This window comes from Melittangium boletus DSM 14713 (genome assembly GCF_002305855.1).
GTDB classification, from domain to species: Bacteria; Myxococcota; Myxococcia; order Myxococcales; family Myxococcaceae; genus Cystobacter; species Cystobacter boletus.
The window spans coordinates 4,708,695-4,730,661 of record NZ_CP022163.1 but is presented as its reverse complement, the minus strand read 5'-3'; the positions used below and the strand labels follow the sequence as shown (position 1 = coordinate 4,730,661).

The following is a 21,967-nucleotide window of genomic DNA, read 5'->3' as shown; positions in this document are numbered from 1 at the left end:
GCGTCCCTAGTACTCGAAGGGAAAGCGGATGATCGCGTGGCCTTCCACCCGGTGCTCGGGGAAGGTCCACGAGCGCACGCTGTCCTGCAAGCAGAAGGCGAACAGCGTCCCCCTCAGCGTGCGCTCCTCCACCTGCACTCGGGTGACGCTCCCGCTCGGCCGGATGAGCCAGCGCATCACCACGCGCTGTTTGTTGGCGCGCGCCGGCCGCTTCGGGGCGTAGCGCCGGACACACCTCTGGAGGTCATCCCGGTGCGCGCTGACCACCTGGACGATGTCCGATTTGGACAGGGACTCCAGGGTCACGGTGCCCGGCGCCAGCGGCAGGTACACGGTGCGCTGGGGCCTCGGCTTCTCGACGCGCACGGGGCGGGGGGCCTCCTGATCGAAGCCCAGCTCCCGCTCGAACGCCTTGTCGAGCAGCTCGTTGTACTCGGGGTCGTCCGACGAGAAGAGGGGCTTGGGCACGGGCCTGCAGTTCTCCGGGCAGGCGTTTTTTCGAGGCGCGCTCCCCCCCGACGCCAGGACGACCGTCCCCGAGTCCCCTCCGAACCACACCGAGGAGCGGACGTCCCCGCCCCCCCGCGGCGCGTCCAGGCTCGTCCGCGGCACGAACCGGGGCGGACGCGCGGCCGGAGGCAGGATGAACTCCGTCTTGGCCGGAGTCGGGTGGGGCCAGAGCAGCAGCGAGCGCATCAGGGAGAGCACCCGCGAGGGCAGCGGGGAGCTGGGACCCAGGGCCAGCAGCGCGCTCAAGCCCATGCCCAGCAACACGGGCCCGGCGAGTGCCCCGATCAACAACAACCGGCCGCGGCGGGAACGCCGGGCGGCCACCGCCTCCATCTTCCGGGTGGGCATCTCGGACGCGCCACGCGGCAAGGCGAGGGTCACCTGGCGCACCCGCGCCCTCATCTCCCGCAACTGCCGCAGCCAGGCCTCCTCCTCCGAGATGAGCGAGGGCAGCGGCAGGAACGTCCCGCCCCGGGGACGCGCCAGGGGCAGCGGCGCCGGCGTCCCCCGCATTCCAGACAGCTCGGGCACGAGGCACAGCGGCTTCCAGTGTGGCCAGTCCTGGCACCAGATGAGCGAGTGCAGGTCGAGCCCGCCCCGCGCCCACAGCTCACGGAGCTGCGCCATGCTCAAGGGTCCCTGAGGCCGCGAGTCCCGCCCGCGATACCAATACGAGGTCACCGTCGCGAGAGCTGGCGTGCTCCCTTCCCCAGTAAAGACAGACTCTCCCTCGGCTCCACCCTGATGACCGTCCACGCGCCCCCCCAACCCCTGCCGTCCCGACACCGAAACAGCGTGTGTGGAGTCAACGTAGCGAGGCGCGCCACCCCCACCAGCGCTCTCACCTCGCGGTACGAGCGGGCTCCATCCGCTTCATGACGGTACCGACAGCGGAAAGTTACAGGCCTGACGCACAGGAAACCCGGGACTGAACAGCACCGGGAAACACCCCCCCTTCAGCGCTCCTCCGTCTCGGAGCCGCGAAGGTGTGCGACAAGCTCCACACCGTCCTTCATCGGGTCAATCCCCACCACCTCGGGAGCCGTGGGCTCACCCAACCAGCGGACACTCACCCGCCCCTCGGGGCAATAGCCCAGACACCCGGTGAGGCTGACGGCCACGGAGCCCCTGGGGGAGTGGGGCGCGAGCGTGGCGCGCACCCGCCGGGGCAGGTCCACGCCTCCCGCCTTGGGCTCCAGCCGCATCAAGCACCGGTGACACATCTGCAACCACGGCTCGCGTCCTCGTCCCTGGCTCATCCGCCCCCTCCCCTCCGCCCTCCAGCCCTCTGAGCGTCCGGACAGTCGAGCATCCGGTGTCTCCATCGCCTCGATGCGCATCCTTCACTCGGGGTCGTGGACAAAGACAAAGGAGGGGCCTTTCGAATGGGAGGGAGCGACACGCAGGCGGAAGCACCCGGGAGGGAAGTCCCACGGCTGTCGAGTGGCACACCGCATCTGGATCAGATCCTCGCCGGAGGCTGGCTCCGAGGAGGTACATACATCGTGTCGGGGCCTCCTGGCACGGGGAAGACCACCCTGGGCAACCAGCTCTGCTTCTCCATCGCCGAGCGGGGCGAGTGCGCCTTGTATGTCACACTGCTCGCCGAGACGCACTCGCGCATGATGCTGCACCTGCGCTCGCTGTCGTTCTTCCGGCCCGAATACGTGGGCACCCGGGTCTTCTATCTCAGCGCGACGGCGACACTGAAGGAGAAGGGCCTCCACGGCATGTTGGAGTTGCTCACCCGGACGGTGCGCGAGAAGAAGAGCCGCGTCCTGGTCATCGACGGCGCCACCCTGCTGCGCGAGTTCGCGGAGAGCCCCCTCGCCCTGCGCGAGTTCCTCCAGGGTCTGTCGGTGCTCGGTGGGCTCACGGACTGCACCACCCTGCTGTTGAGCACGGACGAGCACAAGTCCATGGACATCGAGACCTCCATGGTCGATGGCATCCTGGCGCTGAGCGCGGAGCTGCTGGGGCTCAAGGCCATCCGGGGCCTGGAGGTGCTCAAGTTCCGGGGCAGCAACAACATCCCCGGCCGGCATACCTTCCTCATCGACGAGAACGGGGTGAGCATCTATCCGCGCTGGGAAGCGTTGCATCGCAAGACGCCCACGGTCATTCCCGACGCGGACACGCGCCTGCGCTTTGGCATCCCCAGCATCGATGCCATGTGCCACGGAGGACTGGTCGCCTATTCCTCCACCCTGCTGCTGGGCAGTCCTGGCAGTGGCAAGACCCTGCTCGGCCTGCACTTCCTCGCCGAGGGCGCCACCCAGGGTGAACGCGGTCTGTATTTCGGCTTCGCGGAGAGCGGCGAGACGTTGATCCACAAGATGAAGAAGGTGGGTCATGACATCACCTCCGACGTGGCCCGGGGGAGGATCCGCCTGGAGGTCCGCGCGCCTGTGGAAACCCTGCCCGACGCCATGGTGCAGGAATTGATGGAGCTGATCGCGAAGCACCGCTACAGGCGAGTCTTCATCGATGGCCTGGAGCCCTTCGCCAAGGAAGCCATCGATCCGGAACGCACCACGCGCTTCGTGTCCGCGCTCATCAACGCCATGCGGGATCAGCATGTGTCCATGATCGTGACGGAACAGACGAACACGCTCTTCGGACCGGATCTGCACTCGCCCATCCGAGGAGCGGAAGCCATCATCGACAACCTCATCTTCCTGCGATTCGTCGAATTGAATGGCCGGCTGAGGCGCATGCTGTCCGTCCTGAAGATGCGCGACAGCGAGAACGATCCGTTCCTGCGCGAGCTCTCCATCACGAACCACGGCCTGCGCGCGGAGGAATCCTATGCGTCGCTCGACGGGATGCTGACGGGCCTGCCGCGCCACCGGCTCCCGTCCAGCGCCGAGGGGACGCCCGCCGCCCGCCCTGCCCGGAAGACCCGAGCGCCGGCCCGGGTGAAGAAGACCGCGCCGGGACGCCGCCGACGAAAACCGGGAGGACGCGAATGAGCCACATCCTCATCGTCGAGGATGAAGACGTACTCGCGGATTCGCTCCAGGACATTCTCTTGAGCGAAGGCCATACGGTGCGGATCGCGCGCAACGGTCTCGATGCGCTCGAGCTGCTGTCCCAAGGACAGACAGAGCTCGTCCTCCTGGATTTGATGCTCCCCCAGGTGGACGGAGTGAGCGTGCTTCAACACCTGCGGCGCACCTCGCCAGACACCCGGGTGATCATCACGACCTCGTGCTCCCGCGAGGCATTGCGCGGCCATGCCGTGGAAGCCTACCTGCGCAAACCCTTTACCCTGGAGGCATTGCTCGGCGCGGTGGAGACCGCGCTCCGTCCGAAGTCCTCGCGAACCCACACGGAAAGCTCCGTGTGAGCTGATCCTCACACCGGGGCCGTGCCCACGGCCTCCCCCCGGAAGAAGCGCTCGATGGCCCCCAGCACCTTCTTGTCGGACATGAGGGCCACGTGCTCGGACTTGCTGTCCAGGCGCCGGTAGGCCATGGGCAGCACGGGCAGCGCCCGGGACGTCACCACCGAGCCATCTCCATCCCCATACACGGGGTGCTCCACATCGAGCGTCCCGTTCTTCTCCTGGAAGAGATCCGGCGTGGGATGGCCCGAGCCCACCACCACCAGGGTCTCGAAGGGGGGCGGAGGAGGCGGCGACCTGGGCCTCAGCGCCTCGTCGATTTCCCGGTGTGCCTGGAGCATGCGCCCGAGCTGCGCGCGGTAGGACTCGTCCTCGTGCAAGGAGGCATCCCGGAAGGGACCCCACCCCTTCTCCCTCCAGACAGACGGATCGAACGCATCATATTTCACGGGCGCGCCGCGGGCGTCCACGAGGAAGTCGCTCCTCGGTGGCAGCAATTGGAACACGGCGGGGAAGGTGAAGAGGGCTTCCGGGGTGAGCAGGCCCCGGTTGCGCACCGTCTGGGTACCCAGGAGCAGGTCATCGAAAGCGGCCGCGCTGCCATTGAATGGCGTGCCCACGATGGCCACACGCCGCACGTGCTTCGCGCCAGACCAGGGAGCCCCGCCCTCGCCGCCATGCAACAGGCAATACAGGGTCACCAATCCGCCCATGCTGTGGGCCACGATGTTGACCTCGCGCTTGCCCCCTCCTTCCGCCACGAGTTGTTCGATGCGCGCGCGCAATTCACCCGCGCTCTTCCGGATGTCCTGCCGCCAGTCGTAGCCAAAGGGAACGAGCTCCGGGAAGCGCTCGGCGCCGAACCGCATACAGGCGCCATAGGCATCCACCGAGGCGAAGAGCACACCCACCCGGGTCATGGGACCGTCCGGCCGCAGGGGCCCATAGGTCGGCTCGGGGCGCCGGCCTGGAAAAGGAAGGGCGATCGAGCGATGACCCCGGAGCAGTGCCTGTCCCGCGGTGATCCACGCGCGCTCGGGCTTCGGGCCCTCCGTGACGAGAAAGCTCCCGCGGTAGCCCGGCACGAGCAGCGTGGCCGTGTTTCCAGAAGAGTGAGCGACGTTCATCGCCTCAACTTCCTAGGGAATGCCATGCACCCGCAAGGGCCTCGTCCCTCCAGCATGCGGACGAGCGCACGGAGACAAGGGTTCACCCCTCCGTGGATGACGACCGGGAAAACCGTTCCCACTCTTGAAGCAAGGAGGTGTCAGTCAATGAACGACCCAGTGGAGAAGCTGCACCAGCGGGAGCGGGATCAGGAGCGACACCGGCTGCGAGACCTGGAAGCGCGCGATCTGGAAGTGGAAGCGACACGGGGCGCGCGGCCCCTCGAGGGCTTCGCCGGGGGCCACACCACCTGGTCCAGCCAGCAGGACGATCGCGCCGCCACCGAGGTATTCGGACAGGACGAGGAACGGCGTACCCGCGAGGAACCCGAGGAAGAGGAGCCCTGGGAATAGTCACATCAAAAGGAGCGCGTCCGGCACGGGCACCCCTCGACGCCACTCCAACCCACCGGTACTACCCCCGTCGCGCACCGGACTCCCACTGCTCGTCCGTGCCAGCCACGCACCTCAAAGCTAGGGGCGCCCCGCGCGATGGCCACCCCCCCGTGCGCGCGCATGGCGGCACGGCGGGGGAGGAGCCAGGGGCCGGACGGCCTGGGCCCACTCAGTCCTTCAGCTGCGACTCGAAGACGAGCTCGCCCCGCAGGTTGAGGACGAGGCCCGTGCCCAGCTCGCCCTCCTCGTCGTCACGGCCCACGTCGAGCTCCTGCTTCTCCTCGTCCCACTGGCCCGAGTAGTACTCGCCCCCGGCGGACATCCACGCGCGATCCTCGGTGACGAGCGTCTCCACCGTGTCGCCCTTGTCGCTGGTGAGACGGTGGAGGGTCCACTCCTCCACGCCATCCTCCTTCATCTGCTCCAGCAGCTCGACGAGCTCGTCGTCCTGGGGCGTGCCCTGGGGCTGGGCGGGCTCCACCTTCCACTTGCGCGTATCCGCCTGGGGCTTCTTCGCGTTCCAGGCGCGCACCACCTCGAGCAGGGCCTGCTCGGCCTTGTCGCACAGCGCCTTCATGTCCCCGGGCAGACCGACCTCTTCCAGCGCCAGCACCGCCGTCTCCAGCTGGATCGCCTTGAAGGCCCACTCGTTCATCGCCGACTTCAGCATCGCCATCTCCTCGGGGCCCCGTGGCCCGCCCGCCATGCCACGGACAGCCCGGGCCCGGCGCGCGGCTGCCTATCACGTTCCCGTTTCAGGTGGGGCTTCCCGTTCGCGCCAGCCCCGCTACACTCGCGCGCTCTTTTTCCCTTGAGAGGGCTCCCCCCTGAACAGAGCCTTGTGCCTCGGCCTCTTCCTCTTCTGCGTCTCCGCGCTCGCCCAGCCGGAACCCTCCAGCCCCGTCCAGGAAGAAGACGGGCTCGCGGCGATCAAGGCCCGGGGGGAGTTGCTCTGGGGCGCCGACTCCCAGGGTGGCGCGCCCTACGTGTTCCAGGATCCCATGGATCCCAACCACCTCGTGGGCTTCGAGGTGGACCTGGCCGACGCGCTCGCCGCGAAGCTGGGGGTGCGCGCGCGCATGGTGCAAGGGCCCTATGACACGCTGCTGGAGCTGCTCGCGCGCGGCGACTTCGACGTGGTGCTCAACGGCATCGAGGTGGCCGAGGAGAAGAAGCGCGTCTGTCTGCTGACGCGTCCGTACTACGCCGCCGCCGAACGGCTCACCGTGCGCCGGGGCGACACGCGCGCCCCCCACGCGCTCTCCGAGCTGAAGGGGCGCCCCGTGGGCACCCTGCCCAGCACCATGGCCGAGCGCATCCTCCAGCGCGAGGGCGCCGAGGTGAAGACCTACGACGGTGGCCAGGACGACATCTACGCGGACTTGAAGCTGGGACGCTCGGACGCGGTGCTGCTGGATGACCCCATCACCCAGTACTACGGCGCCATCGAGCCGAGCCTGGAGGTGGTGCCGGGCAGCTTCGGCGAGGTGAACTACGCGGTGGCGGTGCGGCTCGGGGACGAGTCCCTGCGCGCCGCCCTGGACGCGGCGCTCGAGGAGCTGGCGCGAGAGGGCGAGCTGCGCCGCATCTACGAGCGCTGGGGTCTGTGGAACGCCGAGACGGCCAAGCTGGTGGGAGACCCGGACCCCGTCCCGCACGGAGTGCCGGAGGCCTACGAGGCATGGCGGGCCGCGGTGGGCAAGGTGCCGCCCTTCCTCGAGCGCGTGCGCGAGCGCTACCCGGCCACGCTGGGCGTGTTCGCGCGCGGGGCGTTGATGACCTTGCTCGTGTCGCTGCTGTCCATGGCCCTGGCGGTGGCGGTGGGGCTCGTGCTGGCGGTGGCGCGCGTCTTCGGTCCGCCGGTGCTGCGCTGGCCCGCCATGGCCTTCATCGAGGGGGTGCGCGGCACGCCGCTGCTCGTGCAGCTCACGCTCGTGTATTTCGGACTGCCGCAGCTCGGCATCAAGCTGGCGCCGCTCGCGGCGGGCGTGCTGACGCTCGGGCTCAACTACGCGGCGGCCGAGGCGGAGAACTACCGGGCGGGATTGGCCGGAGTGCCCGCGGCCCAATACGAAGCGGCGAAGGTGCTCGGCCTGTCGCGCTGGCAGACGCTGCGCCACGTGGTCTTCCCCCAAGCCCTGCGCATCTCGCTGCCGCCCATGACGAATGACTTCATCGCCCTGCTCAAGGACAGCTCCCTCGTGTCCATGGTGACGCTCACCGAGCTGACCCGCACCTACCTCAACCTGGCCAATTCCATGAGGGATCACCTGGGCCTGGGACTCGTGGTCGCCGCCATCTACCTGCTGCTCGGACTGCCTTTCGCGCATCTGGCGCGCACGGTGGAGGCGCGGCTCGGTCAGCACCTCAAGGGAGTGCCGCGATGATCCGCGTCGAGAACCTGCGCAAGCGATTCCCCGGCGCGCCCGCGCCCACCCTGGATGGCGTGTCCTTCACCCTGGAGACGGGCCAGCTCGCGGCCGTGCTCGGCTCGAGCGGCGCGGGCAAGTCCACCCTGCTGCGCTGCATCGTGGGCCTGGAGCGCCCCGACAGTGGCGAGCTCCACCTGGGAGGCCAGGCCGGACTGGTGTTCCAATCCTTCGAGCTCTTCCCCCACCTCACGGCGCTCGGCAACTGCGTGCTCGCGCAACGGCTGGTGAGTGGACGCTCGCGCGCGGAGGCCGAGGAGCGGGCGCGCCGGCTGCTCGGAGATCTGGGACTGGCGGACAAGCTGGACGCCTATCCGGAGCGCCTGTCCGGAGGACAGCGGCAGCGCGTGGCCATCGCGCGCGCGCTCGCCATGGAGCCCGCCGTGCTGCTGTATGACGAGCCCACGAGCGCGTTGGATCAATCCCTGCGCCGCGAGGTGGCGGAGACCCTGCGCCGGGTGGGCGCGCTGGGCATGACCCAGCTCGTGGTCACCCACGACGTGCGGCTCGCGCGGGCCTCGGATGTGGTGATGGTGTTGGACCAGGGCCGCGTCGTGGAGCAGGGACCGCCCGCGCGGGTGCTGGACGCACCCCAGCATGAGGCCACGCGCCGGCTCGTCGCGCAGGAACAAGGCTGACGCGAGGAGCCGGGGGCGCTCAGTAGTCCAGCTGGGGATCGTACCGGGGTGCCAGCAGCGAGGGCATCACCTGGTCCGTCACGTCCTTGCCACCCGAGAGGTTGGTGGCCACGCACCGCGGCGTGTAGATGATGCCCCAGGGCAGGCCCCACCAACCCAGGAACAACGTCAGCAGCGTGTAGCCCAGGCTCAGGCCGAACGTGCCCTGTCCGGCGCGCACGAAGTACACGTCCGAACAGCGCCGCTTCGTCGTGAGGAAGAACGACACACAATATTCGAAGACCACGAACTTACCGCCCCGGTCGAGTTCTTCCTGGACCTGTACGGTCGACAGGCCTTCCATTCCAAAGATGCCAGCCATGCCGCTTCCCCCAGACTGAAATAGCGGCCAAGGCCGCGAGAACAACGAAGGGCAGCCTACCCGGGGGCAATGCCGCTGCACAGACACGCCGAGCGAGAAGTTCTCATTCACACGACAAGCAAAGATCGCCGTCACCCGGCGCATAGACCGCGCGCGACAAGTCTCGCGCGCGTCGAGACACCCCACCGCTCCCAGTCCAAGACACCTGTTCCGCCGTACAGTGTTGCTTCCCACGCAACATGCACGCGTGGTTCATGACGCAATACCTGTCCCCGGGTCCCCCCGAGGAGGAGACGAGGAAGCGGGAGCGGGTGGTGCGCCCCTGCCCTCCTCCCTCGTCCTGCTTAACGTGAGTCCACGGGAGGCAGGGAATGACCACGAAGAAGACCGAGAAGAAGGATCCCATCGCGCAGCTGGGCGAGCTCATCCAGGACATCAAGGTCACGATGATGACCACCGTCGAGGCGGACGGGTGCATCCGCAGCCGGCCCATGTGGACGCACAACGAGAACTTCAATGGTGAATTGTGGTTCTTCACAAATGAATCAGCGCCCAAGGTCGACGAGATCCAGGGCGAGCAACACGTGAACCTCGCCTACTCGGACGCCAGCCGGGATCGCTATGTGTCCGTGAGTGGAACGGCCCGTGTGGTGCGCGACCGTCAGAAGATTCACGAGTTGTGGAATCCCGCGCTCAAAGCATGGTTCCCCAAGGGAGTGGATGACCCGGATATCGCCCTCATCTGTGTCTCGGTGAACAAGGCTGAATACTGGGATACGCCCAACAAGCGCATGGTCCAGCTGGTGGGCTTCGTCAAAAGTGTCTTAACTGGTGAGAAATATCGCCCCGGTGAGCATGAGAAGATCGACCTCGGCGACGCGGGCCGCTCCATGCACTGACAGCCAGACTGGATTCCTCTCTGAGAGGATTCCAGTCATCCAGGTCCGCGCTCGACCCTGAATTTTTGACACGTCCATGACGAGGGAGATTTGACACGTCAACAACGTGGGGATGCGGGCACGGGCATCGGACGACAACGGGCCGCGAGCACGGGGAGTGTTCCCGTTCGCGGCCCGTACCGTGTGTATGACTTCTCCCATCGGGTAGGCGAGGCCTTCCCGATGCGGAGGCTCAGCGCGTGAGCGCCGTGGCGATGACGTTGAGCACCTTGAGTTGCGCGGGAGACAGGTTGCGCAGCGAGCGCGCGAGCCGCCTCAGGTCCGGCGAGCGCTCCTCGCGCGGCGGGAGGGAATCCACCCAGGCCGTCACCTCCGAATGGCTCAGGCTCAGCAAGGTGTCCGAGGGGATCTTCAGGGCGATGCTCAGCCGCCGCAGAGTGGGCACGCTGGGCATCATGCCACCCCGCTCGATGCGGCCATACACGCCGGGCGCCAGGCCCACCTTGCTGGCCGCTTCCGCCTGGGTAAGCCCCGCCCGCAGCCGAGCGGCCCGCGCCGCGGCCCCCAGGGCCAGGGCCAGCTTGTCATCCATGCGTTGCTGCGAGGGGGGAGGAAGTGGGGTCCGTTTCGATGCCATGGTGCCTGACGTCCTAAGAGACGTTGGGGGACATTACCCGAGAGGCCAACCCGCGCCTAGGGACTTGCGGCATCTGTTTCTCCTCCGGAGGAACCGTCCACCGCGTGTCCGGGCGCATGACCCGGGGCGTCACCCCGGGGGCGCCTGGAGCGGCGGCAGGGGGAGCGGGGCAGCGAGCCCCCCATGCATCCCACCCACCCATGCCCCCAGGTTTGTGGCCAGCAGGACAAACCTCCAACGGCTTCATGAGGAGATGCGTGATGACTGCGAAGAAGACGACCCGACTCGCTCTGGTGGGAATGCTCGCGGGAGCCCTGAGCCTCGGCGCCGGTACGGCGTTCGCCCAATCGCCCTCCAGTTCCACCGGGAGTGTGCAGACGACGCCTCCGGGCGGAAGCACCGGACAGACCTCGCAGCCCGGCACGGGCTCGACCACGGACGACGTGCAGCGGGATCAGGGGCTCGCGCCGCCCACGGACTCGCTCGGCACGGGTGGCTCGGGCACGGATGAATTGGGCACGGGGAACCTGCCCCAGCAGGGCGATGCGATCGATCCCTCCCGGAACACGGGCGGCAGTGACACCACCCTGAGCCCGGGCACGACCGAGCCCGCTCCGCTCACTCCGGACTCGAACTGGGGCGGCACCGGTGGCTCGGGCACCGACATGGGGAGCACCGGCACCCAGGACCCCGGCGCGAACACTCCCGGGCAGGGCACGATCCAGCCCAGCCCGAGTGATCAATCGGACCTGAACACCACCGAACAGGGGCAGGTCAACCCGGGCACCACCGACCAACAGACCCGATAGCTAGCCCGCCTCGTCCCGCGGTCCCCCCGGAGCCGCCTTGGCCCGGGGGGCCTGGGCGGGTTGGGTGAGCCGCAGGATGAGCGCGCGCCGGCGCTGGGCCAGGTCCAACTGGCGCTCGAGCGTGGCGCGCTCCCGGCGGGCGGGGAGCGATCGAAGGCGCTCGTCCAACCGCATCACCTCTTCATCCAGCAGCACGGGTTGGATGCGCGAGCGCTCCTGGCGCTCCCGCAGCGCCACGGAGTGGTTGTTGTCGATCCACACCGGCACGAGCGACGGGCCCTCCAGGGACACGGGAGCCCCGGGCCGGGAACGGACGAGCGACAGCCGCAACAACAGGGAGTCGCGCTTGCGGCCCCGCGCCTCGGCGCCCGCGCCATGCACGTAGTGCCAGTCCTGATTGGCGAGGAGGTTGCCGAGGGAGAAGGCGATCAACGTGTCGCGTCCGGACGCGGTGCGATACGGCTCGACGGGCTGCAACACGTGGGGGTGGTGGCCGATGATGGCGAGGGCCCCCGCCTCCAGGAACGACTGCGCGAGCGCGCGGTCGTCCGGGCGCGGCGTGTGGTCGTACTCGATGCCCCAGTGCACGTTGACGATGAGCGCGTCACACCGGCGGGCCGCGGCGCGCACCAGTTCCACCGCCGCCTCGGGCGTCAGGGCCTGGGGATCCTTCTTGCGCGAATAGGGCACGAAGGCCACCTGGGGCGCCGCGTCCCAGGTGGCCGGATTGTGCGCGCCGTTGAGCCACCGGGTCAGGGACAGGAACCCCACCCGGATGCCGTTGCTCTCGAGCACGAGCGGTTCCCACGCGCCGGCCTCGGTGGGCGCCGAGCCCACGTACCGCAGACCCGCCCGCTCCAGGTTCGCCCAGGTGAGGGGAACGCCCGCGCGGCGCTGATCGAAGGCGTGGTTGTTGGCGACCGTCACCAGGTCCACGCCGGCGGCCACCAGGGCGCGAGGCAGGGCGGGCGGCGCATCGAAGATGAGCGAGGCGGTGGGCGCGCGGGGATCGCCACTCACGGGCGTCTCCAGGTTCACCACGGCGAGGTCCGCGGCTCGGAGCACCCCGGCGATGGGCTCGAGGACGAAGTCCCAGCCCTCGTTCGAAGCCGAGGACGCACTCGCCCGGGCGGCCTCCTTCACGCCATCGTGCGGGATGATGTCTCCACCGAAGACGAGCTCCACGCGCGAGGAGGGAGCGGCCCACACCAGGGACGCGACGAGAAGGGCCGGAACCATCACCCGGCGAACGTTAACCGAGCCCAGGTCCAGGAAAACAGGGCCCCCCTCCCGGGGAGCAACCGCGCTCAGGCGCCCACGAGTTCGCGGGACCGTTCCGGCGGCGAGACCGCACGGCAGGGCATCCGTACGGTGAAAGTGGTGCCCTCGGCGGCCGTGGAGCGCACGTCCACCTGTCCCCCATGGGCGTGCACCACCTGCTGCACGATGAAGAGCCCCAGGCCCACGCTGCGCGAGGCGAAGTCTGGCTCCAGCGCCCCGCGCTGCATGGCCTGGAAGAGCCGGGGCAACAGCTCCTCGGAGATGGGCGGACCGTGGTTGTGGACCTGGAGCACGGCGGTCACCCCGTCCGCCAGGGTACTCACCCGGACGGACGTCTCCGGAGGGCTGTAGCGCAAGGCATTGGTCACCAGGTTCTGCACCACCTGGTGCAGCCGCTCGCCATCCCATTCCCCCTGGCCATCGCCAGCCCGCTCGAAGAGGACACGGCGCTCCGGATGCGCCAGCTGGACCTCCTCCAGCGCCTGCCAGATGGTGTCGTGGAAGTTCATGGGCTCGCGGCGGATGGGAATGCCGCTGCCCAGACGCGCCTGGGTGAAGTCCAACAGGTCCCGGATGAGCCGCGTGGCGCGCTCCGCGCTGGAGACGATCCGCGTGGCGTTCTTCATCGCGGGGCCGCTCAGCTCATCGCGCCGCAGGAGCGTCTGGGCGGACAGGAGGATGGCGTTGATGGGGTTGCGCAGGTCATGGCTGACGATGCCGATGAGCTGCTTCTCGAACTCCGCCCGCCGCTGGGCCTCCAGCTCGCGGCGCTTGCGCTCGGAGATGTCGCGCGTGACGGTGGCGATGCCCACGGGCTCGCCCGTCTCCGCGTCGGTGAGCTGAAAGAAGTGGTAGAGGACGGGAATCGCCTCGCCCGTGACGAAGTGGCGGAAGCGGAACTCCCCCTCCCAGCGCCCGTGCTTGGCCACCGCGGGCAGGATGTGGTCGCGAACGAAGGGGCGATCCTCCTCCGTGAAGAAGTCGAGCAGGTGGGTGCGGCGCACGTCATCCTCGTCTCGCAACCCCACCAGGCGCCGGCCCGCGTCGTTGATGTAGAGCGCAAGGCCCTGGAGGTCGCCCATTCCGATGAAGTCCGAGGACTGCTCCACCAAGGCGGCGAGCTTCCCCCGCTCGCGCTCGGCCTGGCGCTTCTCCTCACGCGCCCGGGCGGCGGCGATGTTGCCCTCGACGCGGGCGAGCAGTTCCCGGGCCGAGAAGGGTTTGACGAGATAGTCATTCGCCCCATGCCGCAATCCCTCGACCGTGGCTTCCTCGCCGGCCCGGGCCGACAGGAGGATGACGGGCACGCCGCGCGTGCGGGGCGCCTCCCGCAGGCGCCGCAACAGGCCAAAGCCATCCAGCCCCGGCATCATCACGTCGCTGAGCACCAGATCCGGCACCCGGCGGAGGATGGCATTCAGGGCCTCCCGTCCGTTCTCCGCCGTCTCCACCGTGTAGCGGCCCTCCAGCAGCCGGCGCACATAGGCGCGCATGTCCGCGTTGTCGTCCACCAGCAGCACGTGACCGTCCGTCCCCCCGGGGTGCGCGAGAGGCGGAGTCGCGCGCTCTCCGACAGGAGATCCGCCGAGCCACCCCTCCACGTCGTTGAGGAAGGCCGCGACGCTCGGCCCCAGGGAAACGGAGGGCGGCTCCAGCATTCGGTGCTCCGCCGGAAGGTGCGCGTTTCCCGTGGGCACCGACACCGTGAAAGTCGAGCCCCGACCCACGCGGCTGCCCACCTGGATGTCGCCCCCATGCAGTTTCACCAACTCCTGAACCAGGGACAGGCCAATGCCACTGCCCTCGAAGCTGCGGCCCCGCGTGCCCCGCACCCGGTGGAAGCGCTCGAAGACCCGCGGCAGCTCCTCGGCGGGAATGCCCACCCCCGTGTCCGAGACGGACAACACCACCCGCCCGGCGAAGCCGCGCAGAGCCACGCGCACCTCGCCCTCGAAGGTGAACTTGAAGGCATTGGACAGCAGGTTGAGGACGATCTTCTCCCACATCTCCCGGTCCACCCAGATCGGCTCGGGCAGGGGCGGACAGTCCACGACGAGGCGCAGGCCCGCGCGCTCCATCATGGAGCGGAAGGTGCTGGCGAGCCCCTCGGTGAGCGCGGCCAGGTCCGTGGGAGCGTAGGCGGCCTGCACCCGGCCCGCCTCGATGCGCGAGAAGTCCAGCAGCGTGTTGACGAGCTTGAGCAGCCGCAAGCCATTGCGGTGGATCGTCTCCTGGCGCTCGCGTTGGTGGGGGCCGAGCGGTTCACTCGAATCATCGAGGCTGTCTCGCGAGGGCCCCAGCATCAGCGCGAGCGGCGTGCGGAACTCGTGGCTGATGTTGTTGAAGAAGGCCGTCTTGGCGCGATCGAGCTGCTCGAGCGCCTCGGCGCGGCGGCGCTCCTCCTCGCGGGCCCGCGCGCCGGAGACGGACGTGGACACGGTGCGCGCCGCGAGCACCAGGAAGTCCCGGTAGTGCTCATCGAACGCGCGGCGCGGGCTGAGCCCCGTCACCAACACGCCCACGGGCCGCGCATGGCCGGACTGGGTGATGGGCTGCAACCACACCGTGGACGCGCCCTCGGGCCAGGGACCCGCGGGAAGCGGGCCGAGCGCACGAGGCAAGCGCGGCGCGCTCAGCAGCAACGGCTCCCCGCCGCGCACCACGGCCGCCAGGGGCCAGGTGTCCGGCGAGTCCTCGCCAGACGGCACGCTCCGGGGCGCCGCCGCGCCCCCCGCCTCCACGCCGCTCGTGCCCACCAGATGGGCTTCGCCCTCCGCGTCCAGGAGGTACAGCAAGGCGAAGGGAACGTCATTCGGGCACGAGGCCAGGACGCGCGCGGCCTCCCGGCAGGCATCCCGCGCCGTCGCCTGCTCCCCCGTGAGGGTGCTCAGGTCCCGGATGACGCGCAGGCGCCGCTCGTTGATGACCTGCTCGGTCGTCTCCGTGAGCGCCGCGAAGACGCCGCCCATGCCCCCCGTCTCGTCGCGGATGGGCGAGTGGCAATAGGAGAAGTAGCACTCCTCCAGGTAGCCGTTGCGGTCGAGCAACATCAGCAGGTTCTCGACGCGGATGGGCTCACCCGTGACGCGCATGCGCTCCCACGAGGGCCCGAGCACGTCGGCCCACACCTCGGGCCAGGTGAGGGAGGCTTCCTGGCCCAACGAGGCCGGGTGCTTCGTCGCGCCGCAGATGGGGCGGTACGCGTCGTTGTACATCTGCACGTAGTGGGGGCCCCAGGCGAGGTAGAGCGGATAGTTGGACGCGAGCACGATGCCCACCGCGGTGCGCAGCGACTGAGGCCAGCCCTCCACGGGGCCCACGGGCGTCTTCGCCCAGTCCACCTGACGCAACAACTCGCCGCAGGCGCCCCCACCCGCGAGCACCTCATCCACCGCACTCCGTCTCGTCACTCAGTCACACTCCGCCAGCACGCTTGGATGTGGGGGGCAGCCGGCCCCCATGCTGCCCGCCCCCCTTGAAGATCCGCCCGGATTCCAGGCAATCCTGTCGCCAGGAGAACAACCCGCCCAGGACGGGAAGACCTTCCCCTTATCAGTGCACCCACTCCAGGGGCTGGACGTCGATGTGGATTTCATTGCGGCGCATGAAGGGCGGCACGAAGGGCGCATTGTACTGGGCGAGCACGGGAGCGCCCACCGGACGCAGGCCCTGGCGGCGAAGCTCGGCGAGCAACCAGGCTTCCTCCTCCTTCATCGCGGCCTCGGTGGCCGAGCCGGAGAAGCGCCGGACCGCCACGCGCCGTCCAGGCACGGGCTCCAGCTGGACCCGGGAGTCATTGGGCGCGGGCAACGTCTCCAAGGAGGAGAAAGACGAGGGCATGACGAAGGTCATCCGCCACGCATTCCCCCGGCGCTGCAAGCCCACGGGGGCCGTCATGGCGATGGACTGATGGCGCTGGTTGCCCCCGAAGATGTAGCCCGCGAGCAGGTGGAAACCCGCTCTGAGGCTCTCGGTGAACGAGCCCTGGAGGTCCGTGGCCGCCACGACCGCGGGGCCATATTGCCGCACCTCCAGGCCGCCCTTCGTGGCCAGCACCTGGTAGGAGGGTGTCTCGATCTCCCGCCGCCATCGCCGCCACCCCACCCAGCCCAGGGCGCCCATGAGGGCCGCGCTGGACGCCCACAGCATCGTCTGCCGTTGTTTGTTCATGCGGTAGATGTACTCATGCCCCCCGCCCTCCCCCCAGCCCACACCGGAGGGAAACCCGTGGGCGAGTCCGTCGTGAGCGGCCCACCCGCCGGGTGATAGACTGCCCGCTCGCCCTCCTCTCATGCGTCTTCATGCCGTACAGGCCCTGTTGGACGACGCCTTCCAGGCCATGGCCGAGGGAGCCCCGCGCATGTCCGAGCCGGAGGATGTCCGCTTCGATGAGCGCCTGAGCGCGGTGTGGCTGGAGTATCGCTGGTACGTCCACGAGCGCGGCCTGGCCGAGGTGTTCGTGAAGTGGCGGCGGGTGGAGAAGGCCGCCTGTGCACGGGAAGAAGTCTCCGTCCTGCGCCTGCACCTGTTCGGGCACTCGGCCGCGCTCACCGGGTGTGCCCAGCGGGTGCTGGCCGCGGGAGTCCCGTCCCCCGGACGGCTCCTGGAATTGCTCGGCGAGGATGGCGTGCGGCGCGAATGCAGCGCGGCCGGACCCACGGGCATCACGCTCGAATATTGGCCGCTCCCCACGCCCCAGGCGCTGCTGCCCGAGGCGACGTTCCAGGCGCTCTCCGCGGTGCTGCTCGAGCCCGGGTCCTCCTTCGAGGAACGTCACGAGGCGGTGGACCGGCTGTGCCGCGAGCGCAGTCCCCGCGTGGTGCACACCCTGCTCCGGGGACTGGAAGTGGGTCCGTCCCTGTCCGCCCTGCGCCGGCTGTCGGAGTGGGGAGAAACGGCCGCCCTGCCCCACGTGGATCGGGCCCTCGAGGGCGTGGCACCGGACAACCCCGGGGACCTCTGGACGCTCACCGCCCTGAGAAGACGATTCGAGGCGTGGGCCCGGACGACCCGGGTTATCTAGGGGCCATGCGAATCCTGCACACCATGCTGCGCGTGGGCGACCTCGACAAGTCGCTCGACTTCTACACCCGCGTCCTCGGGATGCAGCTCTTGCGGCGCCGGGACTACCCGGATGGCAAGTTCACCCTGGCCTTCGTGGGCTACGGCCCCGAGGACACCCACCCCGCCCTGGAGCTCACCCACAACTGGGACACCTCCCAGTACACGCTGGGCAACGCCTACGGCCACATCGCCCTGGGAGTCACGGACATCCGCGCCAAGTGCGAGGCCATCCGCCAGGCGGGCGGCAAGGTGGTGCGCGAGCCGGGCCCCATGAAGCACGGCACCACCGTCATCGCCTTCGTCGAGGATCCGGACGGCTACAAGGTGGAGCTCATCGAGCAGAGCACCCAGAAGGACTGAGCCCTCACGGCAGGCGCCGGTCCAGCGTGTCCCAGCGCTCGTTCACCCACTGGCGCAGATAGGCCACTTCCTGCTCGTGGGTGGTGAAATCGGTGCGGTCCATCCAGCGCTCGAAGTTGAGGAACTGCTTGCGCCAGCGCGCCTCGTCGCGCGGCGCCACCGCGCGCAGTTCCTCCGCGTAGCCGTCGATGAGCGCGAGCACCTGGGCCTTGCTCAAGGGGCCGCGCAACAGGCTCCGGTAGCGCTCGCGCAGGGGCGTGGAGATGCGCGGGTCCGACAACATGCGGGAGAAGAGCAGGTTGTCCCCGGTGAAGTCGGGCAGGGCCGTGGCGGCGATGCGGCGCGTGTCCCAGAGCTGTCCGAAGCTCGCGTCGAGATCCCACGGGATGAAGCGCCAGGGCGCGCGGCTCATCGGCTCGTGATAATGGTAGGCGTTCTTCGCCGCCGAGTCCGTGCCGAGAATGGCCGTATTGAAGATCCACCAGTCCTCGTAATCGGCCGTGTGGAGCCAGGAGCTCCGCTGCTCGAAGAAGGTCTGGGCGTTCGAGTCGGAAATGAAGGCGGTGAGCGCGTTGAGCGTGTCATACGCCCCCGTCCATCCGTCCTTGGGCGTGCCCTCCTTCTTCTCGAAGCCCAGCTGGAGGGGCGACTTGCCCGCTCCCGCATGGGTCATCCGCGAGAAGTTGGCATCCGCGTCCACCGCCTTGAACAAATCCCCCGCCTCGGACAGGCCGTGGCGCTCCATGAGGTTGTCATCCACGTGGTCCGCCACGGTGAAGAGGCCCCAGAAACGGCCATTCACATACATGACGGCGCTGTAGGTGTTGATCTGGATGTGCTCCGCGGACATGCGGTTCCACAGGTCGAAGGCGAGCCGGGGCCGCATGTATGAATTGTCATTGAAGGGAGAGATGAGCACCAGCCGCCGCGCCGCGCGGAAGGTGCCCCCGGCCTTGTCCGGCTCGTGGAAGGGATCTTCCTTGGCGAACTTGAACGTGTAGTTGCGCTTGGGGAAGACGCTGGAGGTCGCCCCGCGATACTTCGCCTCCAGGGTGTAGCGGTGCCCCCGGTAGACGAGCTGCACGGGCCGGTAGCCGCCCGCGGTGAGCGTGCCGTCGAAGGACAGGTGGAAGACGGGCAGCCCGTACTCCTCGGTGTACGTCTCCGGCTTGAGTGTCTGGACACCGTCGGGGTTCACCAGCTTGACGGCCACGCCCAGGCGCAGTTCGCCCGTCTCCCCCGTGCTCCGCTCGGTGACGGTGAGCCGCCAGACATCGGCCTGGCCCCGTACCGGCGTCCACGTGAGCGTGCCCGTCTCCTCGTTGAAGGAAGCGCCCGTCGGCAGGGGAGACACGGCGAAGCGGAGCCCCGGGGCCGTGTAGCCCGTGCCACAGCGCACGGTGGCGGTCACCGCCTCGCCCTCCTGGAGCCAATAGGTCGCCGCGCCCGTGGGCGCGCAAAGCGTGGGATGGGACGGCGGCTCGGGCTCGCCCTCGGCGGGAGGCGTCGATGGAGGCCGCGAGACCTCCCCCTCGGGGGGAGGCGCGTCGGGCCGCGCGGGCGCCGGGCTTTCCACCTCCGTCGGGTTGGCCGGGACCTTCGGCTCCACCGTGGGTTCACACGCCAAGGCGACCAGGCACGCCCCGCTCACCCACCCCCACCATTTCAGCGCTCTCCCGTTGCCCATATTCCCCTCCCCCAGCGCGAGTGAGAGGAATAAGCATGCGTGTGGAACGCAGCAGATGCGCGGCCCGCGCCTCCACGCTCCGGGGACAGGCGAGGAAGCTCGCTCAGGCGACGAGCGGGTCGGCGCCTTCTTCCAGCGACAGGTGCCGGCGCGCCACGGCCGCCAGGGCATCGATGGAGACGGGCTTGCGCACGAACTCGGAGGCACCCGCCTCCGTCGCCCTGGCCTCCAGATCCGGCGCCTTGCCACCGGTGAGCAGCACGACGGGCACCTGCCGCACCCGCGCCCACTCGCTCGAGCGCACCCGGCGCACGAACTCCAGACCGTCCATGCCACCCGGCATGTTCACGTCCGCGATCACCAGGTCCACCTGCTGCGAGTCCAGCAGGCGCAGGCCTTGTTCCGCGCGATCCGCCTCGAGGAAGTCCAGCTTGAGCTTCATCAAGTAGACCCGGAGGATGTGGCGGATGGTGTTGCTGTCCTCCACGAGTAGCACGGTGCGTTTCACAAGAACCCCTTCCCCTGGACGGCACTTTTCCCGTGCCGCCGTGTTCAAGCCTTCTACCCGCATTATCCAGGATACCAGGATGCGATAAGAAATGAACGCGCGGATCGGTTCTCGGGACGCCCCCGATACTCCCGGAGTCCTCCAATGTACGGGCGGCCACTGGACTTCCGTCCCACGGCCGCCCGCGGGGCGCGCCAGGCCTCAGGAGGCCCGGAAGCGGGCCTCGAAGCGGTTCGCGCCGGGCTCGCGCTGGATGCCCGGTTGGGCGTTGGCGCTCAGGTGCTCGAGCACCTTGAACACCGTCTCCACCTCGTCCGCCGCGCCCACCGCGCGCGCCAGTTCCTCGGCGGTGTACGCCTTGGCCGGCTCGGCCCGCAGACGCTCCACCACCTGACGCTGCAGCTGCAGCACCACGCCCGCCGCCTTCTTGCCCGCCTCCACGCCCGGCTGGTGATAGGCGTTGATGTTCACGAGCGACGCGTACAGACCCACGGCGCGCTCATAGAGGGCGATGAGCGCACCCAGCGTCCGCGCGCTCACGTCCGGCACCGTGAGGGTCATGGACTCGCGGTCCTTCTCGAACAGCGCGCGCCGCGTCCCGAGCAGGAAGCCGAGCAGGTAGTCGCCGCTGGTGGTGCCGGGCTCCACCTGGAGGGACGGCCCTTCCCGGTCCTTGAGCACCTCCACGAAGGTGGCGAAGAAGTTGTTCACGCCCTCGCGCAGTTGCTGCACGTAGGCGTGCTGATCCGTGGAGCCCTTGTTCCCGTAGACGGCGATGCCCTGGTTGACCACCGCGCCGGACAAGTCCTTCTCCTTGCCCAGCGACTCCATCACCAACTGCTGGAGGTACTTGGACAGGAGCATCAGCCGATCCTTGTAGGGGATGATGACCATGTCCTTCTGGCCACGGCCTCCCCCCGCGTGGAACCACATGAGCGCCAGCAGGGCGGCGGGGTTCTTCACGGCGTCCCGCACGCGCGTCGCCACGTCCATGTCGCGCGCGCCCGAGAGCAGGCCCTCCGTATCCAGCCCCTGCAACCGCGCCGGCAGGAGCCCCACCGCCGACAGCACCGAGGTACGTCCCCCCACCCAGTCCCACATGGGGAAGACACGCAGCCACTTGCCCTGTTTCGCGGTGCGATCCAGCTCGCTGTCCTCACCCGTGACGGCCACGGCGTGGGCACCGAAGTTCAAGCCCCGGCGCGTGTAGGCGCGCTCGGCCTCCACCATGCCGTTGCGCGTCTCCTTGGTGCCGCCCGACTTGCTGATGACCACGGTGAGCGTCTGGGCGAGCGCGTCCCCCAGGGTGGCGAGCACCCGATCGATGCCATCCGGATCCGTGTTGTCGAGGAAGGACACGCGCAGCTTGTCCACGGAGGGCCCCCCGAGCGCGTCCGCCACGAGCTGCGGCCCGAGCGCCGAGCCGCCGATGCCCACCAGCAGCACCTGGGTGAAGCGCTCGGCCGTGGGCGGCTTCACGCGGCCCGCGTGCACGTCCGCCGAGAAGGCATTCACGGCGGCGATGGTGTCCTGGACTTCCCGGGTGAGCGCGGGCTCGGGGGCGAGCTCCGGAGCCCGCAGCCAGTAATGCCCCACGCGCCGCTGCTCGTCCGGGTTGGCGATGGCCCCCTTCTCCAGGGCCTCCATCGCGTCGAAGGCCTTGTCCAGCGGTCCCCGCATGCGCTCGAGGAAGTCCTCGGCGAAGTTCATCCGCGAGACGTCCAACGTCAGCCCGACGGATTCCACTCCGCACAAATATTTCTGGTAGCGCTCCCACAACCGACGCTCGCTCATCTCGGCTCCCTCGAAAGGCTGGCCCGGAGTCCCGGGCCGCGGGCCGTGTCCTAGCGCCCCGCTCGCGGCCAGCAAACCGTTT

General features: G+C 69.0%; 21 protein-coding genes. 9 read left to right on the top strand and 12 right to left on the bottom strand.

All coding sequences use genetic code 11. From position 1 onward, the window contains the following. Positions 1-6: 6 nt before the first annotated feature. Together MEBOL_RS20065 and MEBOL_RS20060 are read right to left on the bottom strand one after the other, a co-directional pair. The gene (locus MEBOL_RS20065; RefSeq protein WP_281256671.1) at positions 7-1,191 is read right to left on the bottom strand and encodes an AgmX/PglI C-terminal domain-containing protein; all 1,185 of its coding nucleotides are present in this window, start codon (positions 1,189-1,191) and stop codon (positions 7-9) included. Between the two features lie 275 nt (positions 1,192-1,466). Then, on the bottom strand, positions 1,467-1,769 hold the full coding sequence (locus MEBOL_RS20060; protein WP_095978949.1) for a hypothetical protein: 303 nt from the start codon (positions 1,767-1,769) through the stop codon (positions 1,467-1,469). A 126-nt stretch (positions 1,770-1,895) separates the two neighbouring features. On the opposite strand from MEBOL_RS20060, the gene MEBOL_RS20055 reads away from it, so the two are divergent. Both MEBOL_RS20055 and MEBOL_RS20050 read left to right on the top strand, forming a co-directional pair. Then, positions 1,896-3,482, top strand: coding sequence for an ATPase domain-containing protein (locus tag MEBOL_RS20055; protein WP_095978948.1), 1,587 nt, complete (start codon positions 1,896-1,898; stop codon positions 3,480-3,482). Continuing rightward, positions 3,479-3,859 carry a response regulator transcription factor gene (locus MEBOL_RS20050; protein WP_095978947.1) on the top strand — a complete coding sequence of 127 codons (381 nt, stop codon included), beginning with the start codon at positions 3,479-3,481 and terminating at the stop codon, positions 3,857-3,859. The genes MEBOL_RS20055 and MEBOL_RS20050 overlap by 4 nt, the downstream gene beginning before the upstream one ends. A gap of 8 nt (positions 3,860-3,867) precedes the next feature. On the opposite strand, the gene MEBOL_RS20045 is transcribed toward MEBOL_RS20050, so the two are convergent. Next, positions 3,868-4,983 carry an alpha/beta hydrolase gene (locus tag MEBOL_RS20045; RefSeq protein WP_095978946.1) on the bottom strand — a complete coding sequence of 372 codons (1,116 nt, stop codon included), beginning with the start codon at positions 4,981-4,983 and terminating at the stop codon, positions 3,868-3,870. A gap of 147 nt (positions 4,984-5,130) precedes the next feature. Between MEBOL_RS20045 and MEBOL_RS20040 the strand changes: the two genes are divergently transcribed. After that, positions 5,131-5,376: a hypothetical protein gene (locus MEBOL_RS20040; protein WP_095978945.1), complete on the top strand. Its 246-nt coding sequence runs from the start codon at positions 5,131-5,133 to the stop codon at positions 5,374-5,376. 211 nt (positions 5,377-5,587) lie between these two features. Here the strand turns inward: MEBOL_RS20040 and MEBOL_RS20035 are convergent, their stop codons facing one another. Next, on the bottom strand, positions 5,588-6,088 hold the full coding sequence (locus MEBOL_RS20035; protein WP_095978944.1) for a hypothetical protein: 501 nt from the start codon (positions 6,086-6,088) through the stop codon (positions 5,588-5,590). Positions 6,089-6,257: 169 nt separating this feature from the next. Here MEBOL_RS20035 and MEBOL_RS20030 point away from each other — a divergent pair, with 169 nt between their 5' ends. Both MEBOL_RS20030 and MEBOL_RS20025 read left to right on the top strand, forming a co-directional pair. Then, positions 6,258-7,805 carry an ABC transporter substrate-binding protein/permease gene (locus MEBOL_RS20030; RefSeq protein ID WP_095978943.1) on the top strand — a complete coding sequence of 516 codons (1,548 nt, stop codon included), beginning with the start codon at positions 6,258-6,260 and terminating at the stop codon, positions 7,803-7,805. Then, positions 7,802-8,485 (top strand): amino acid ABC transporter ATP-binding protein, encoded by a 684-nt coding sequence (locus MEBOL_RS20025; RefSeq protein ID WP_095978942.1) that lies wholly within the window; start codon positions 7,802-7,804, stop codon positions 8,483-8,485. The genes MEBOL_RS20030 and MEBOL_RS20025 overlap by 4 nt, the downstream gene beginning before the upstream one ends. Positions 8,486-8,504: 19 nt before the next feature. Here the strand turns inward: MEBOL_RS20025 and MEBOL_RS20020 are convergent, their stop codons facing one another. Beyond that, a complete protein-coding gene (locus MEBOL_RS20020; protein WP_095978941.1) occupies positions 8,505-8,846 on the bottom strand; it encodes a hypothetical protein in 342 nt (113 codons plus the stop codon). Positions 8,847-9,217: 371 nt separating this feature from the next. Between MEBOL_RS20020 and MEBOL_RS20015 the strand changes: the two genes are divergently transcribed. Further along, complete coding sequence (locus MEBOL_RS20015; protein ID WP_095978940.1) at positions 9,218-9,745, top strand: pyridoxamine 5'-phosphate oxidase family protein; 528 nt, start codon at positions 9,218-9,220, stop codon at positions 9,743-9,745. A gap of 232 nt (positions 9,746-9,977) precedes the next feature. On the opposite strand, the gene MEBOL_RS20010 is transcribed toward MEBOL_RS20015, so the two are convergent. Continuing rightward, a complete protein-coding gene (locus MEBOL_RS20010) occupies positions 9,978-10,382 on the bottom strand; it encodes a helix-turn-helix domain-containing protein (RefSeq protein WP_095978939.1) in 405 nt (134 codons plus the stop codon). A gap of 260 nt (positions 10,383-10,642) precedes the next feature. On the opposite strand from MEBOL_RS20010, the gene MEBOL_RS20005 reads away from it, so the two are divergent. After that, a complete protein-coding gene (locus tag MEBOL_RS20005) occupies positions 10,643-11,191 on the top strand; it encodes a hypothetical protein (RefSeq protein WP_095978938.1) in 549 nt (182 codons plus the stop codon). Here MEBOL_RS20005 and MEBOL_RS20000 read toward each other — a convergent pair whose 3' ends face one another. The 3 genes from MEBOL_RS20000 to MEBOL_RS19990 form a co-directional block, all read right to left on the bottom strand. Further along, entirely contained in the window at positions 11,192-12,430 is a 1,239-nt protein-coding gene (locus MEBOL_RS20000; protein WP_245919937.1) for a CapA family protein, read from the bottom strand. Between the two features lie 68 nt (positions 12,431-12,498). Continuing rightward, entirely contained in the window at positions 12,499-15,882 is a 3,384-nt protein-coding gene (locus MEBOL_RS19995) for an ATP-binding protein (RefSeq protein ID WP_245919936.1), read from the bottom strand. A 142-nt stretch (positions 15,883-16,024) separates the two neighbouring features. Beyond that, a complete protein-coding gene (locus MEBOL_RS19990) occupies positions 16,025-16,642 on the bottom strand; it encodes an SOUL family heme-binding protein (protein ID WP_245919934.1) in 618 nt (205 codons plus the stop codon). A 121-nt stretch (positions 16,643-16,763) separates the two neighbouring features. Between MEBOL_RS19990 and MEBOL_RS19985 the strand changes: the two genes are divergently transcribed. Both MEBOL_RS19985 and gloA read left to right on the top strand, forming a co-directional pair. Next, positions 16,764-17,495 carry a hypothetical protein gene (locus tag MEBOL_RS19985; protein ID WP_095978935.1) on the top strand — a complete coding sequence of 244 codons (732 nt, stop codon included), beginning with the start codon at positions 16,764-16,766 and terminating at the stop codon, positions 17,493-17,495. A gap of 5 nt (positions 17,496-17,500) precedes the next feature. Further along, complete coding sequence (gene gloA / locus MEBOL_RS19980) at positions 17,501-17,896, top strand: lactoylglutathione lyase (RefSeq protein ID WP_095978934.1); 396 nt, start codon at positions 17,501-17,503, stop codon at positions 17,894-17,896. A 4-nt stretch (positions 17,897-17,900) separates the two neighbouring features. Here the strand turns inward: gloA and MEBOL_RS19975 are convergent, their stop codons facing one another. From MEBOL_RS19975 to MEBOL_RS19965, 3 genes are all read right to left on the bottom strand, one after another. Beyond that, entirely contained in the window at positions 17,901-19,547 is a 1,647-nt protein-coding gene (locus tag MEBOL_RS19975) for a CotH kinase family protein (RefSeq protein WP_245919933.1), read from the bottom strand. 139 nt (positions 19,548-19,686) lie between these two features. Next, the gene (locus tag MEBOL_RS19970) at positions 19,687-20,091 is read right to left on the bottom strand and encodes a response regulator (RefSeq protein ID WP_245919931.1); all 405 of its coding nucleotides are present in this window, start codon (positions 20,089-20,091) and stop codon (positions 19,687-19,689) included. 201 nt (positions 20,092-20,292) lie between these two features. Then, on the bottom strand, positions 20,293-21,885 hold the full coding sequence (locus tag MEBOL_RS19965) for a glucose-6-phosphate isomerase (RefSeq protein ID WP_095978931.1): 1,593 nt from the start codon (positions 21,883-21,885) through the stop codon (positions 20,293-20,295). Between the last annotated feature and the right edge of the window lie 82 nt (positions 21,886-21,967).